Origin of the sequence: Lysobacter sp. Root983 (assembly GCF_001429345.1) — a bacterium.
Classification (GTDB): domain Bacteria; phylum Pseudomonadota; class Gammaproteobacteria; order Xanthomonadales; family Xanthomonadaceae; genus Lysobacter.
In genome coordinates, this window is the sequence record NZ_LMJO01000012.1 from 607,788 (window position 1) to 621,490 (window position 13,703).

A 13,703-nucleotide genomic window follows, 5' to 3' on the forward strand; every position below is an offset into this window, starting at 1 on the left:
GTGGTGCGAGTGCGCTTGCGCTCATCACGCGCCCGCTCGCCGTGGAGCGGGCGCGCAGCGGCCTCAGTACTGCACCAGCACGTCTTCCCAATGCCGATCGGGCGCCGATACGGTCGAGGCGTAGGTGCGGGTGTAGCTGCCGTCCCAGGGGTCGTTGAAGTACACGTAGCTGCCCGAATACCCCTTCACCACCACGTCGTGGCCGCCGCCGTTGCTCCAGCGCCAGGACATGATGAAGGGCTTGTTGGCATTGATGCGGTACTGCAGATCGGCCTGGCTCAGGTAGCCGTTCTGCTGATAAAAGCGCATCCCGCCCCAGTAGTAGTTCATGTGGTCGTCGACGTAGTAGTTCCAGTTGCCCTGATTGGCGGGGCTGTTCCAGTAGAAGGTGCTGTTGCCGCAGGCGTAGTTGATGTTGAACGCCTTGTTGACGAAGGTGCACTGCGCCAAAGGCCTGCCGTGATACTGCAGGATCATCGTGGCCGAGGCGGCCCAGCACCAGTTGCTGTGTTCCTGCATGTGCAGAGGAACATTGAGCACGCCGGCCGATGCGGTGCCGACGGCGCTCAGCGCCAGCAGCAGGGCAGTGGAGAGTTTGTTCTTGAGGTTCATGGCTTTCTCCGAAAGTAGTGGGTCACTGCCTGCCGCGCTGCAGGTTGCCCTGCACGGCGGATTGCAACGAGGGCAGCAGTTCCTCGCTGGTCAAGGTCGCGCTTTTCGCCGCCGCGTCGGAGAGCGACAGCGAGCGCCGCGCCGAGCGCAGCGGCACGTAATGCGCGGTGTTGTTGGCGCCGCGCACTTCGATCAGGTCGGAGGTGGCCTGATAGATGCGCACGAAGCGGAACGCGCCGGCTCCGGTCGCCGGCGCGGATGCGGCGAGATCCTCGGCCAGCTTGGATGAGCCCGCGCCGATCGCTTGCCAACGGCCCTGGACCTTGTTCATGTCCAGCAGGCCCACCGGCCGGCCATCGGATAGGAGCATGAACTTCCAGGTGTCGGTGCCGCGCGTCATGCGGCTCAGATCGGCCGTCTGCTTGGCGAACATCAGCGGCGCCGGGTCGATCGTGCTCACCTCGAAGCCGGCGCCCAGCGACACCTTGCGAAGCTCGCCGAAGGTCGCCACCGCGATCGGAAAGTCCGCCGGAACGCGCGCATTGGCCGCCTGCCCGCGCGCCAACTCCGACATCATCGTGCGCAGACCCTGTTCGGCCGCTACGCGCAGCGTCGTATTCGATTGATCGCGCAACGCGATCCTGCCCTCGACGGCCGGCGACTGCGCCGCGGCAGAGAAGGTGGCGGCGGCCGCGATCAAGCCTAGGGCGATCGCGCGCGAGATGACTGCGTTTCTGATGTGCCTGGTTTTCATCAATGAATCTCCAAAATGGTGTCGTTGATGTGCGCATATGCGATGGAATTGTTCAGGCGTAATCGCGGGGATAAGCGGGCGTCCTGTCGATGCCATCGTATGGAGCTACCCGATAGCGACGCGCGATCCGCCAGCCATCGCCGATTTCCGCAACGCATCACGCGAATTCGTGATCGCTGCCTGTGTTTTGAGCGCTTGCGGCTTGCGAATTCGGAGCTCGAAAACGCGGCCGGTGATATAGCGTGAGTCGCACGCGATGGACGACGTGCGCGCCGCGGCAACCGCCGCACCTGGAGCCGCCGTGATCGAGCGACCTGAACGGACCGAGCCGACGCTTGCGGGCATAGGGGAAATCACCGTGCTGCTGGGGCGCGCGCGCGGCGGCGACGATGCCGCCTGGGATCGCGTGGTGCACCTGCTGTATGCGGATCTGAAACGCCTGGCGCGGCGCGCCAGCGCCGGGGCCGCCGCGCAGGAGGTGACCGCGTTGGTGCACGACTGCTACCTGCGCCTGGACCGTTCGGGCGCCGACCATATCGAGAGCCGTGCCCACTTCCTGTCGCTGGCCTCGATGGTCATGCGTCAGCTGTTGATCAACCACGCACGCGATCACCTCGCCCAGAAGCGCGGAGGCGATCAGGCCCACACCACCCTGGGCAAGGCCGATCTGGATATCGCGCAAGCGGTCTACTCCGAGGCCGAAGAACTGCTGGCGATCGACGCCGCGCTCAAGCGATTGGGCGAAACCGATGCCCGACTGGTGCGGGTGGTGGAATGCCGGCTGTTCGGCGGGCTGAGCGAGGAGGAGACCGCGACGGCAATGGATCTGCCGCTGCGATCCGCGCAGCGGCTATGGCAGCGCGCGCGTGCGCGCCTGCGCGATCTGGCCGACGAGACGGGCTGAGCGTCCCCGCATGGCGCTGCGCGACCGCCTGCTCGAACCGCAAGGGATCCTGCGCGGCGCGCTGTTCCAGGACCTGCTGCGCACCCGGCTCGCCGACCGTGCGCTGATGGCGGACGCGCGCGTGGGCGCCTGGCGGATTGTGCGCGAGTTGGGGCGCGGCGGCATGGGGCAGGTCTATCTGGCCGAGCGCTGCGAAGGCGACTTCGAACAGACGGTCGCGCTGAAATGGTTGCCGGACGCGGCCCAGTCGCCGACCGGCGAAGCCTTGTTCCGCCGCGAACGCCAGGTGCTCGCCGGGCTGTCGCATCCCAACATCGCCCGCCTCGTCGATGGCGGGCACACCGACGACGGACATCCGTGGTTCGCGATGGAATACGTGGAAGGGCTGCCCATCGATCGGCATGCGCAGGCCAACGCGCTGAGCGCGCGCGCGCGCGTGGCCTTGTTGCTGCCGGTGCTGCGGGCGCTTGAGTTCGCCCACAGTCGGCTGGTGATCCACCGCGACATCAAACCCGGCAACGTCCTGGTCGACCCGCAAGGGCAGGCCAAGTTGCTGGATTTCGGGATCGCCGGCCTGGCTCAGGACGAGGAGCAGGCCGCCGCGTTCACACCGGGCTACGCCAGCCCCGAGCAGCGCGCCATGCAACACGTCGGGACGCCGTCCGACGTCTGGCAGCTCGGTCGTCTGCTGGACGCGGTACTGCGTGCGGGCAACCTGCGCGAACCGGGCCAGGACCTGCTGGCCGTGATCGGCATGGCCACCCAGGACGATCCCGCGCGGCGCTACCCCACCGTCACCGCGTTGAAGTACGACTTGATCCGATACCTGGAACTCAAGCCGGTCGCGGCCCGACAAGCGGGGTACCTGTACCGCCTCGGCCGGATGGTCCGCCGCCATCCCCTGGGTACGATCGGCATCGCCCTGGCGACCTTGGCCGCGACCGCGCTGGTGACGGGGTTTGTGGTCTATGCGGCGCAGGAGCGGTCGCGGCTACGGCTGGCGCGCGACGAAACCGTCGCGGTCAACGATTTCCTGAGCGAGAACATCCTGGCCGCCAGCGATCCCTTCGAAGGACGCGACCACGACAAGTCCATCGCCGATACGCTGGAGGAGGGCATCGCAGCGGCTGAATCGCGTTTTCGCGAGCACCCCGGTACCGCTGGCCGCATCCTCGTCGCGCTCGGCAAGGGGTTGATCTCGCGGGGGCGTTACGCTGCGGCCGAGCGCGCCGCCGATCGCGCCATCGTGCTGTTGAGCGGAGCGGATAGGGCGAGCACGAGGGCGGTCGCGGATGCGCGTCTGCTGCGCGCGACCGTGGACATGCACCGCGGCTATCCGGATCGTGCGCAAGCACGCCTGGATGAACTGCAGACCGCGTTCCCCTACCGAGTCGATGCGCCATCCTCGATGGAATGGCGCATTCAAGCGGCGCGCGGATGGAATGCGATGCTGCGCAATCGCTATGCCGAATGCATCGCTACCTATACCGGCATCCTGGAGCGTCCGGGTGCCGTGGGCGGAAGCGAGCTCGGCGATGCCTACAGCAGTCTCAGCGTCTGCCAGACGGCGGCCGGATTCCCCGCGCAGGCCCTGCTCAGCGGCGAACGGGCCGCAGGCCTGGCCAGCGCCGCCAGCGGCCCGCGCAGCGGCAATGCCGTCATCGCGCGCATTCGCATCGCCGTGGCCCTGGGCGAGCTAGGCCGGCATCGCGAATCCACCCAGCGCTTTCAGCGCGAGGTGGAGACCCTCATCGATCTGCTGGGGGAGCAGCACGGCGTCACCGCCGCCTACATGGATCATCTGGCGGTGCTCTATCTGTGCGGCAACGATCCTGTGCCTGCCGAGGTATGGGCGGCGCGCAGTCTGAGCGCTCGCAAAATCGCGTTCGGTCCGCGGCATACCTGGAGCATCGGCACCCAAGCTGTGTACGCGATCGCCTTGCTGCGCAGCGGCGAGATCGAGCGCGCGCGACCGGTTGTCGCCGAGATCGAACAACTGCAGAGGCTGGCCGATGACCCCGGGTCGCGAGTGTGGGTCTACCGCGCGCTCGGCGAGTGGTATCTGCGAACGCGCGAGTTCGACAAGGCGATCGCCTATTACCGTGCCACGCGGCGGCTGGCGGCGCAGCCCGGCATGGAGGCGCGCTGGAACCTGCATGTCGTCGACGGGGCCCTGGCGCTCGCGCTGTCGCAGGCGGGCCGCATCGACGAAGCGCGCGCGGCCTATGCGAGGTACGACGCCAGCACCCGCTACGCCAACCGCTGCGTCAGCACGCTGAGCCGCGACGTGGATCTGGGCCGGGCGAAATTGCTGCCGCATGCTTCGGATCGCGCCAAGGCGTCGACCGTGCAGGCTTCGATGCGGCGTCGGTTCGGGCGCGGCTTGTAGGCCCAGCGGTTCGGGTCGCGCGGTGGCGTTGGCCGATCGCCCCGGGGGGCGCCGGGACGTAGGCCCGCGATCCACCCGTCAGGGCGCTGGCTTGGATCGCTCCGCTGCCGCCTGGCGGGCCTGGATGCGTTGCGAGAGCTCGCGCATCGCCTGATCCGACTCCTTCAGCATCGCTTCTATCCTGGCCGCCGGCAGCCAGCGGCCCTGCACGAACACGCCGTCGATGCGGGCGACGTTGCGGAGGTCGGCCAGCGGGTCGACGTCCAGCAGGACCAGATCGGCGCGCTCGCCGACGCGTACCGCGCCGCTACCGCCCTGGCGGTCGAACAGGCGGTGAGCGTTGACGGTCGCGGCGCGCAGCACCTCCAGCGGCGACAGGCCCACCTCGCGCAGTTCGATCATTTCCTGGTGCACCGAAACGCCGAAGGCCAGACCCGGCAGGGGGGCGTCGGTGCCGACGGTCAGCGGCACGCCGCGTTTCCACAGTTCGCGCGTGAGCAGGCGCGAGAAATCGTAGCCGGCCGAGAAGGTGTCGGCGCCGTCCTGGTTGCGGAACTTCGCGCTGAGATAGGGGTTGTTCGCGGGCGCCCAGTCCAGGCGGGTGACCGGATCGACCAGCGCCAGCCAGTCGCCGGGCACGGGCGGGACTTCGCGCTGCACGTACATGTGCAGGATCTGCTTGAGCGTGATCAGGGTCGGCGTGACGCCGATCTTCCCGCGCGCGACGCGCTCGGCGAGCGCGTCGATATCGCGCGGCGCCAAGTCGGATTCGCGGCCGTAGCGGCCCAGCTCCTCGCTGTGGGCGATGTTGTCCAGCGGATGCGCGAACGCGAAGGCGCGGTCGGCGCAGACGCCGCAGCCCAGTTCCGGCAGGTGGCCGGAGCTGACCATGCCCTGGCGCCGGGTTTCCTCGACCACGGCCTGGTAGGTCTCGCGATTGAGGAACTGATAGGGCTTGATGAAGTCGTAGCCGCGCTCGCGCGCGGCGCGCACGGCGGCGATGCCGTCGGCGGCGGTGGTCGGCGCGCCGGGCTTGGAAGCCGGCACTTCGGCCGGACGCGGCGAAGCGACTTCCGCGCGCGGTCCGTTGATGCGCTTGGCCACGTACAGGCGCGGCCCGAGGATGCGGCCGGCGGCGATCTCGTCGCGCAGCCACAGCAGGTCCTCGTCGCTGTGCGCGCCGCCGCCCAGGTTGGCCGCGCCGGTCACGCCGGCCTTGAGGAAGCTCAGCAGCACGTGGCGGTCGTAGACGTGGTCGGCACCGGTATCGAGACCGGCCAGCAGCGGATTCTTGCTGTCGCGCAGCGCGCCTTCGGTGGCGATATGGACGTGCGCGTCGACCAGGCCGGGAATCAGGAATTTGCCGCGGCCGTCGATGTAGCGTGCCCCCGCCGGATGGAGCAGGGCGCCAGGTGCCTGGATACCCGCGATGCGACCCTCACGGATCACCACAGTGCGGTGCGCGAGCACTTCATCGGTATCGGCGGGGATTACCGTCACATCCCGGATCACCCAGACGCCGCGATCGGGCTTTGCAGCCGCCGGCTCGGCCGCGCCCGCGGGTACGCTACCTGCGACGCACCAGGCCGCCGCCAACCACAAAGCCTTCATTCGCCGCTCCACGCATTGCCAGGGCCATGATACGGGCGCGACCCTCGTCGTCGCGCCTCCTCGATGCGATGCCCGCAGCGGCGTCAGGGTTTAGCCGGCGCGCCCCACGTCGTCCGTGTGGACGTGGGGCGCGCCGCCTCCCGCGCATCGCGGTCCCCCGACCGCGCCGCGCCGGCCGAACAGCTCAGGCGTGGACCCAGAACGCGCTTTCGGCGAAACGCTCGTCCTTCCACCAGTTGGCGGTGCTGGTGCCGTAGCGGAAGTTGCTGACGCCGGCCTGGCTTTGCAGCGGCTTGTCGACCTCGCCGCTGGCGGTGCGGTGCGCGCGTTCGGTTTCGGTCTCGGGCACCACCGGCAGGATATGCCCGGATTTACCCTCGATCTTGCGCCGCGCCACGATCAGCGCCACCGCGCCCTGGTTGGCTTCTTCCTGCAGCCGCGTCGGCGAAGCGATCTGGCGCCAGCCGAACTCGGGGCCAAAATCGCGCAGCCAGCGGAACAGGTCGTTGGCGCGCATCTCGAAGATAGTGTTGCCGATCAGCGGCTCGACGGTCTGGCCGCGGCGCAGCTTTTCGATCGCCGGCGAGCTCCACCACACGCGCGGCAGATAGACGCCGGCGAGATGGCAGTAGTCGTGGGCGTAGATGTTGCAGAAAGTCAGGCCCGAATGCGGCTGGTAGCGCTTGTGGCCGGGTTTGTCGACCGCGAGCCAGTCGATGATTCGGGCCAGGTTCTCGCGCAGTTCCGGCGCCGTGGCGCCGGAGTGTTCGGGCTGGCCGTCCTCGTTGAGCGAATGCGCGCCAGCGGCGTCGCGACGGCGCGTGACCGTGCCCGGCCGGCGCGGCATGAACACCGCGACCACGCCGGTGCGCGGCGGGTCGCGTGCGGGTTCGACCACTGGAATTTCGCCGATGCCGCCGTCGCGGACCAGGAACTGGGTCGAACAGAAGCCGCGCAGCAGCGCGCCGAACAGGCTGGTTTCGACCTCCATGAAGCCGTTGACGGCGCGTCCGGTGATTGCGCGCACCGGATGCCCGTCCGGCAGTTCGCCTTTGACGTTGGCGGTGGGCGGACGGCTGACGCGCGGTTCGCTGCGCAGGCGCAGGGTCGAGACGCGGGTGTCGACGCGGAAGAAGGGTCCGGTGGCGGTGACCGGGGCGGGCGGAGGCACGGCCGCCTCGCCTGGGCGCGGAGTGGGCAGCGGCGCCGGTGCGTCCGGCGTCGGCACGGTCTGGGCCTGACGGATGAAATCGAAGATGGCCTGACCGTAGAAGCGCTGGCCGTCGAAGTGGCCCTGGCGCAGCCCGCGTTCGGGCTTGAAGCCGCCGGTGTTGTAGACGATCGCCACCGAGGCCAACTCCATCGTCGTCAATGCCGGACGGTCCTGCAGGCGCAGTTTGCGCAGGCCGCGCTTGAGCTCGGCCACGCACATCTCCAGTGTCTGCTCGAACTGCTCGTAACGGCGTTCGAGGAAATAGTCCGGATCGTCGCGGAAGAACTGCAGATCGCGCTGGAACATGCCGAAGCCATGGCAGAACTTGTTCGGCCGCGACGCGGCGCCCTGGTAGGCCTCGACGTGCGCGGCCATGTCGACCAGGGCCTGGCGCGCGATCGCGAACATCTCGTCGCCGCGCGCGACGCCCAGCAGCGCGGTCTTGGTTTGCGGAAACGCGCTGCGGCCGGCGTTCGCGTCCAGGGTGTCGCCCACGCACAGGGCCAGGATGCGTTCCTCGCTCATGGATGTGCGCCGCAGTAGCGGCCAGACCTCGCCGGTTTCCTGGCAGGCCAGGGCGGTGATCAGGTCCAGGGTGAGCGGGGTGTCGACCAGCGCCGGCGCCACGCGCGCGGCGAAACGGGTCTTGAACCACAGCATGTCCGCGCTGTTCGGCATGGCCAACCTCCTTGTCGTGCCTGGAATCCGTTCCGCGCCCTAAGCCCAGGCGCCACTCTCAACGAACGAATCGGCAACGCGGAATCGGCCAGGCCGGCGACGAACGGTCGCGGGCGGCGCGTTCAATCTCCTATGCGGTTGCGACGGAAGTTCGCGCTCAGCCCAGCAGTTGCTGCGGCAGGCTGTTGAGCACGCGGCGGAACGGCTCGGATTCCGCGATCGCGCGCGAAACGATCAGCGAGCCCTGGATGCGCACCACCGCGTCCTCGGCGCGGCGCTGCGCCTCGCGCGCGGACACGCCGTCCTTCTCGCGCGCCAGTCGCGCGAATCCGTCGATCAGGCCGCGCAAGGACGCGTTGAGCCGATCCTGGAACAGCGTGCGCGCATCGCCGACGACCAGGTTGCCGAACAGACAGGCTTCGGCGCCGCCGCCGTAGAAGTGGTCGAGCTTGGCGATCACCTTGGCCAGGCGTCGCTCGGGCGTGCCGCTGCCCTGCATCGGCGCCAGCACCTCGTCCTGCATCCAGGCATCGACGCGATCGAACACGGCGCGCGCCATGTCTTCCTTACCGCCGGGGAAGTAGTGGTACAGGCTGGAGCGGCCCAGGCCGGTGGCTTCGGACAACTGGCCCAGCGACGCGGCGTCGTAGCCGTGGCGGCGGAACGCGCCCAGCAAACGGTCGACGACGGCATCGCGGGAGAGCAGAGGGGCAGGCATGGCGGTCGGTCGGATGGAACGATCGGTCCAATATGGTTGCAGTGCGCGGCGCGGTCAATGTGGCCACCGCTGCAACGCTGCGTCCGCATTGCCGGCGTTGACGGGCGAGGCGCCCGAATCTATTGTACCGATCGTTCGGTACAAAGCGCAATCCAACCCCAAGGAGCCCTCTCATGTCCGTCCCGACCGCACGCAAGTCCTCGCCCAGCCTGCGCACCGCCGCCGCCCTGTTGCTGGCGACCGCCAGCGTGTTCGCCGCACCGCTGGCGCTGGCCCAGACGCCCTCCGCCGGCATCGAACGCCAGGATCCCCGCGCCGTCCACTACCGCACCGTCAAGGTCGACGGCGTGGAAATCTTCTATCGCGAGGCCGGCCCGCGCGATGCGCCGGTGCTGTTGCTGCTGCACGGCTTTCCGACCTCCAGCCAGATGTACCGCGACCTGATCCCGCGCCTGGCCGATCGCTATCGGGTGATCGCGCCCGACTATCCGGGCTTCGGCCGCAGCGCGACGCCGGCGCCGAAAGAGTTCGAGTACAGCTTCGACCACTACGCCGTGCTGATGGACGGGTTCACCCGCCAGCTCAAGCTGCCGCGCTACGCGCTGTATCTCATGGACTACGGCGCGCCGGTGGGCTTCCGCCTGGCCAGCGCGCATCCCGAGCGCGTCGATGCGCTGATCGTGCAGAACGGCAACGCCTATCTCGAAGGCATCGGCAAGTTCTGGGACCCGATCAAGGCCTACTGGAACGACCACAGCGCCGCCAACGGCGAGCACCTGCGCCAGGCCGCGATGACCCTGGAAGGCACGCGCTGGCAGTACCTGCACGGCGAGCCGGATCCGTCGCTGGTGAGCCCGGACGCCTACACGCTGGACCAGGCCTATCTGGACCGGCCCGGCAACACCGACATCCAACTGGCGATGATCTACGACTACCGCAACAATCTGCCCAAGTACCCGCAATGGCAGGCCTACTTCCGCAAGCATCAGCCGCCGACCCTGGTGATCTGGGGCAAGAACGATCAGATCTTCCTGGCCGCGGGCGCCGAGCCCTACCGTCGCGACAATCCCAAGGCCGAGGTGCATCTGCTGGATGCCGGTCATTTCGCCCTGGAAACCCAGGCCGCGCGGATCGCGCAGCTGATCCGCGACTTCCTCGCCAAGCAGTGAACCGCCCGCAGCGCTCCGGTACGCCGGAGCGCTGTTCCGCTCTCTTCCGATCCAGAGACAGCCATGAACGCAAACCCATCCCGCCCACCGCTGCCGCCCTTCACCCTCGAAACCGCGATCGCCAAGGTGCGCGCGGCCGAAGACGCCTGGAACAGCCGCGATCCGCAACGCATCGCGCTCGCCTACAGCCAGGACAGCGCCTGGCGCAATCGCGCCGAGTTCTTCAGCGGCCGACCCGCGATCGTCGACTTTCTGACTCGCAAGTGGGCGAAGGAACTCGACTATCGGCTCATCAAGGAGATATGGGCCTACAGCGACGACCGCATCGCGGTGCGCTTCGCCTATGAGTGGCGCGACGAGGCCGGCCGCTGGTTCCGCGCCTACGGCAACGAGAATTGGGAATTCGACGCCGACGGCCTGATGCGCCAGCGTCACGCATCGATCAACGACCTGGCGATCGAGACCGGCGAACGCAAGTTCGATTGGGATTCCTCGGGCCCGCGTCCGCTCGATCACCCGAGCTTGAGCGAGCTGGGCCTGTAGGCGCCGCCCAGCCCGGGCCGGCGCCGCGCGCCCACCGGATACGGCGGGCGCGCATTGCCGATCGCAGCCCGGCTTAGGGCAGGTACTCCAGCGTCGCTTCGGCGATCGCGGGGCAGGGCGCGCCGTTGTTGAACAGTGCGTCCAGACCGACCAAGGGATCGGCGGCGAGCGCGGTCGCGATGCAGCTGACCTGCTTGATCACGCGCGAATTCTCCAGCCAATCGCAGGACGTGGGCTTCACCGCGCCGAAGGCGTGCTTCTTCCAGACGTTGCGCGCGCCGCCGCATTGAGTGGCGGCCGGAAACGCGTACCACTTGCCACCGCTGTCCTGTTTGACGTTGAAGCCGGTGCCGGTGCAGGAGTCCAAGGCGCCGCGCCGGCAGACGCGCGCGCACTGGTGCAGCAGCTCCGGCGCGAGGTTGGAGGGGCAGCCCTTGTTCTTGTTCTCCAGATTGCACTCGCAGTAGTCGTTGGGCGGGTCTTCGATGCGGGTGACGTTGTAGCGGATCGCCAGCGCCTTCGAACCGACTTGCCCGGCCACCGCCAGGGCGAAGGCTTTTTCGTCCGCGCCGTTGGCTTCCTGGATCGAGATCAGCGGCCGACCGGCGGCGTCGACCTGGATCGTCGGCCAGGACTGGATCCGGTAAACGTGGATGGTTTCGCAGGGGCTGGCGCCCGGACAGGCGGCCGCGGCCGCGCCGCTCCAACCCAGCACGGCCAGCCAGAACGCCGCGCCCAGCAGTGCATGGGCGAACTTGTGTGTTGCAAGGCTCATGTCGCGTCTCCATGCGCGCGTGATAAGGACGGCGGACGCGCGCACGGGTCCGCCTGTCGTTATCAACGCGGCGGGGCCGCGGTTGTGAGGTTTGCGCCCGGACCGACGGCGACAGGGCGGGTGGCGATGTCACGCGGATCCGCGCTGAATCGTCGTCCCGGTGTCCGCATAGCTCATGGCGGCTGTGCGGCGCGCGCTTGATCGCGCCGTCGCGGTCGCCATCTCCGACGGCATTCATTCCCCCAACAGGACCACCATGACCACCTTTCATCCGACCCCGGTGCTGAGCCTTTCCAACCCCGCAGGCCTCTACGACCCCGCGCCCAACGGCTATTCCCATCTGGCCAGCGTGAGCGGCGCGACGCGCTGGCTGCTGGTCGCCGGCCAGGGCGGCGAAACCGCCGATGGACGCCTGTCGCACGACTTCCGCGATCAGGTGCGCCAGGCGCTGGCCAATCTCGAGACCGCACTGGCCTCGGCCGGGGCCGGCACCGCCGATGTCGCCAAACTGACCGTCTTGATCGTCGATCACAGCGAGGAACGCCTGCATGTGTTCGGGGCCGAGTTGCAGGCCGCGTTCGGCGATGCCGCCAAGCCTGCGTGCACCCTGATCCCGGTGCCGCGCCTGGCCCTGGACGGCATGCTGTTCGAGGTGGAGGCGATCGCGGCCCTGGCCGCCTAGTCGCGCGCGGCCCGCGCGCTGGCCCGTCGGCGGCCTCGGCGCCGTTGGATGTCAGGACATCGTGGCGTTCATGGAGAGGACGACGATGAAACGCGAGTCGCAGGCCGCCTACGCCGATCCGGCCGATTACACGCGCTTGGGCGAGGAAGCGCTGGTCGTGCATCAGCGCAGCCCGGTCAGCGCCAACGACAGTCTGCTGGTGTTCGTGCACGGTCTGGGCGGCAGCCGCTACGGGCCGGGCGCGACCTGGGGCCGCTTTCCCGCCTTCCTGTACGACGATCTGCCCGAGGTCGACGTCGGCATGTACCAGTACCGCACCGCGGCCGGGCGCTGGGCCTGGACGCGATCGATCGCGCTGGAGGACGAAGCGCGCGTGCTGGCCGATCTGATCCGCGACCAGCTCAAGGCCTACAAGCGCATCGTCCTGATCGGCCACAGCATGGGCGGACTGCTGTGCAAGGCCACGATCCATCGCCTGCTGGAAACCGGCGAACACGACGCGCTCAACCGTATCGCCGGCCTGCTGCTGATGGCGACGCCGCAGTTGGGAGCGCTGCGGGTGCCGGGCTGGCTGGGCGCGTTCTCCCTCGATGCGCGCGCGTTGCGGCCGCACGGCGAGCTGGTGCGCAAGATCAACCTGAGCTTCGAAAACCACATCGCCCTGGACGAGCGCGTCAGCACCTTGCGCCGGACCACGATCCCGACCTGGGCGGTGGAGGCCGTCTACGACCGCTGGGTGGACTCGCTGAGCGCGGGCATCGGCCTGACCTCGTCGCGGATCAAGGTGGTGCGCGGCTCGCATACCTCCATCGTCAAACCCGACGACCGCGACAGCGACGTCTACGCCTGGGTCAGGGAACGCATCGGCATCGCCCTGGACCGCTTCAAGTACGACGTGTTCGTGGCCGCGGCCATGGCCGGCCACAGCGGCGACGCCGAGTACGCCGACAACCGCGCCACCGTGCTGGCGATGATCGAGGTGCTCAAGCAGCGTTGCGGTTATACCTCGGTGTTCTACGCCGGCGCCACGATGCCGACGATGGAGGATTTCGATCCGGAGGAACTCGCGCTGCGCAAGGACATGGCGGCGCTGCGCGAGAGCCGTCATTTCATCCTGTTCTATCCGAAGAGGATCGTGTCCAGCGTGCTCTACGAGGCCGGTTGGGCCCTGATCCTGGGCAAGCCGTCGATCTACATCGTCGGCGACGACCAGGACCTGCCGTTCCTGATGCAGGAGGCCTCGCAGGCCTTCGTCGAGCGCCGCGTGCGCATCTTCGAATGCCCGGACCGCGCCAGCGTGCTGGAACGCCTGACCGCCTACGGCCCCGAACTGTTCGACGCCAGCGCGGCCTAGCCGGCGACGCCGTCGTCCTCCAGCACCAGCCCGCGCGCGGCCAGCATGGCCTGGATGCGGTCCAGCGCATGCGCGTAGTCGTCCGCGGCGGCGGCTTCGAGTATGGGATTGGCCAACACCGCGAAACGCGCGAGCACGTCGTGGCGGTCGACATCGTGTTCCACCGCCGGCAGCTGGGTCTCCAGCGCGGCCAGTTCGGCATCGAGTCGGTCGCGGGTCCAGGGCATGGGCACCTCGGCGGGTGGAGAGCGCGCGCTCGTGCGAACCCGCGCGCCTGGATCATAATCGGGCGCTGTGTAGG

At 68.5% G+C, this 13,703-nt stretch carries 13 protein-coding genes; 6 read left to right on the top strand and 7 right to left on the bottom strand.

Going from position 1 to position 13,703, the window contains the following annotated elements; genetic code table 11:
* Window positions 1–63: 63 nt before the first annotated feature.
* Both ASE43_RS10010 and ASE43_RS10015 read right to left on the bottom strand, forming a co-directional pair.
* On the bottom strand, window positions 64–612 hold the full coding sequence (locus ASE43_RS10010; RefSeq protein WP_056178512.1) for a C39 family peptidase: 549 nt from the start codon (window positions 610–612) through the stop codon (window positions 64–66).
* A gap of 22 nt (window positions 613–634) precedes the next feature.
* Complete coding sequence (locus ASE43_RS10015) at window positions 635–1,462, bottom strand: hypothetical protein (RefSeq protein ID WP_157499822.1); 828 nt, start codon at window positions 1,460–1,462, stop codon at window positions 635–637.
* Window positions 1,463–1,667: 205 nt separating this feature from the next.
* On the opposite strand from ASE43_RS10015, the gene ASE43_RS10020 reads away from it, so the two are divergent.
* The gene (locus ASE43_RS10020) at window positions 1,668–2,270 is read left to right on the top strand and encodes an ECF-type sigma factor (protein ID WP_162258780.1); all 603 of its coding nucleotides are present in this window, start codon (window positions 1,668–1,670) and stop codon (window positions 2,268–2,270) included.
* Window positions 2,271–2,280: 10 nt separating this feature from the next.
* The gene (locus ASE43_RS10025; RefSeq protein ID WP_057160357.1) at window positions 2,281–4,659 is read left to right on the top strand and encodes a serine/threonine-protein kinase; all 2,379 of its coding nucleotides are present in this window, start codon (window positions 2,281–2,283) and stop codon (window positions 4,657–4,659) included.
* 78 nt (window positions 4,660–4,737) lie between these two features.
* On the opposite strand, the gene ASE43_RS10030 is transcribed toward ASE43_RS10025, so the two are convergent.
* The 3 genes from ASE43_RS10030 to ASE43_RS10040 all read right to left on the bottom strand — a co-directional run bounded on the left by ASE43_RS10030 (window position 4,738) and on the right by ASE43_RS10040 (window position 8,879).
* Complete coding sequence (locus ASE43_RS10030; RefSeq protein WP_082607217.1) at window positions 4,738–6,270, bottom strand: amidohydrolase family protein; 1,533 nt, start codon at window positions 6,268–6,270, stop codon at window positions 4,738–4,740.
* Window positions 6,271–6,454: 184 nt separating this feature from the next.
* On the bottom strand, window positions 6,455–8,161 hold the full coding sequence (locus ASE43_RS10035; RefSeq protein WP_057160359.1) for a hypothetical protein: 1,707 nt from the start codon (window positions 8,159–8,161) through the stop codon (window positions 6,455–6,457).
* Window positions 8,162–8,318: 157 nt separating this feature from the next.
* Window positions 8,319–8,879 (bottom strand): TetR/AcrR family transcriptional regulator, encoded by a 561-nt coding sequence (locus ASE43_RS10040; RefSeq protein ID WP_056178529.1) that lies wholly within the window; start codon window positions 8,877–8,879, stop codon window positions 8,319–8,321.
* Window positions 8,880–9,052: 173 nt separating this feature from the next.
* On the opposite strand from ASE43_RS10040, the gene ASE43_RS10045 reads away from it, so the two are divergent.
* Both ASE43_RS10045 and ASE43_RS10050 read left to right on the top strand, forming a co-directional pair.
* Window positions 9,053–10,048, top strand: a complete 996-nt coding sequence (locus tag ASE43_RS10045; RefSeq protein WP_057160360.1) for an alpha/beta hydrolase — start codon at window positions 9,053–9,055, stop codon at window positions 10,046–10,048.
* 63 nt (window positions 10,049–10,111) lie between these two features.
* The gene (locus ASE43_RS10050) at window positions 10,112–10,591 is read left to right on the top strand and encodes a nuclear transport factor 2 family protein (protein ID WP_057160361.1); all 480 of its coding nucleotides are present in this window, start codon (window positions 10,112–10,114) and stop codon (window positions 10,589–10,591) included.
* 73 nt (window positions 10,592–10,664) lie between these two features.
* On the opposite strand, the gene ASE43_RS10055 is transcribed toward ASE43_RS10050, so the two are convergent.
* Entirely contained in the window at window positions 10,665–11,366 is a 702-nt protein-coding gene (locus ASE43_RS10055) for a hypothetical protein (protein WP_056178537.1), read from the bottom strand.
* Window positions 11,367–11,622: 256 nt separating this feature from the next.
* Here ASE43_RS10055 and ASE43_RS10060 point away from each other — a divergent pair, with 256 nt between their 5' ends.
* Window positions 11,623–12,048, top strand: a complete 426-nt coding sequence (locus tag ASE43_RS10060; protein WP_057160650.1) for a RidA family protein — start codon at window positions 11,623–11,625, stop codon at window positions 12,046–12,048.
* Window positions 12,049–12,133: 85 nt separating this feature from the next.
* Entirely contained in the window at window positions 12,134–13,402 is a 1,269-nt protein-coding gene (locus tag ASE43_RS10065; protein ID WP_057160362.1) for an alpha/beta fold hydrolase, read from the top strand.
* On the opposite strand, the gene ASE43_RS22145 is transcribed toward ASE43_RS10065, so the two are convergent.
* On the bottom strand, window positions 13,399–13,629 hold the full coding sequence (locus ASE43_RS22145; RefSeq protein WP_057160363.1) for a hypothetical protein: 231 nt from the start codon (window positions 13,627–13,629) through the stop codon (window positions 13,399–13,401). The genes ASE43_RS10065 and ASE43_RS22145 overlap by 4 nt on opposite strands.
* Window positions 13,630–13,703 lie beyond the last annotated feature (74 nt).

Excerpts from the sequence above, each read along its gene's own strand:
- ASE43_RS10010 (WP_056178512.1), bottom strand. The coding sequence starts at position 612 with ATGAACCTCAAGAACAAACTCTCCACTGCCCTGCTGCTGGCGCTGAGC.
- ASE43_RS10015 (WP_157499822.1), bottom strand. The coding sequence starts at position 1,462 with ATGGCATCGACAGGACGCCCGCTTATCCCCGCGATTACGCCTGAACAA.
- ASE43_RS10025 (WP_057160357.1), top strand. The coding sequence starts at position 2,281 with ATGGCGCTGCGCGACCGCCTGCTCGAACCGCAAGGGATCCTGCGCGGC.
- ASE43_RS10030 (WP_082607217.1), bottom strand. The coding sequence starts at position 6,270 with ATGAAGGCTTTGTGGTTGGCGGCGGCCTGGTGCGTCGCAGGTAGCGTA.
- ASE43_RS10035 (WP_057160359.1), bottom strand. The coding sequence starts at position 8,161 with ATGCCGAACAGCGCGGACATGCTGTGGTTCAAGACCCGTTTCGCCGCG.
- ASE43_RS10040 (WP_056178529.1), bottom strand. The coding sequence starts at position 8,879 with ATGCCTGCCCCTCTGCTCTCCCGCGATGCCGTCGTCGACCGTTTGCTG.
- ASE43_RS10045 (WP_057160360.1), top strand. The coding sequence starts at position 9,053 with ATGTCCGTCCCGACCGCACGCAAGTCCTCGCCCAGCCTGCGCACCGCC.
- ASE43_RS10050 (WP_057160361.1), top strand. The coding sequence starts at position 10,112 with ATGAACGCAAACCCATCCCGCCCACCGCTGCCGCCCTTCACCCTCGAA.
- ASE43_RS10055 (WP_056178537.1), bottom strand. The coding sequence starts at position 11,366 with ATGAGCCTTGCAACACACAAGTTCGCCCATGCACTGCTGGGCGCGGCG.
- ASE43_RS10060 (WP_057160650.1), top strand. The coding sequence starts at position 11,623 with ATGACCACCTTTCATCCGACCCCGGTGCTGAGCCTTTCCAACCCCGCA.
- ASE43_RS10065 (WP_057160362.1), top strand. The coding sequence starts at position 12,134 with ATGAAACGCGAGTCGCAGGCCGCCTACGCCGATCCGGCCGATTACACG.
- ASE43_RS22145 (WP_057160363.1), bottom strand. The coding sequence starts at position 13,629 with ATGCCCTGGACCCGCGACCGACTCGATGCCGAACTGGCCGCGCTGGAG.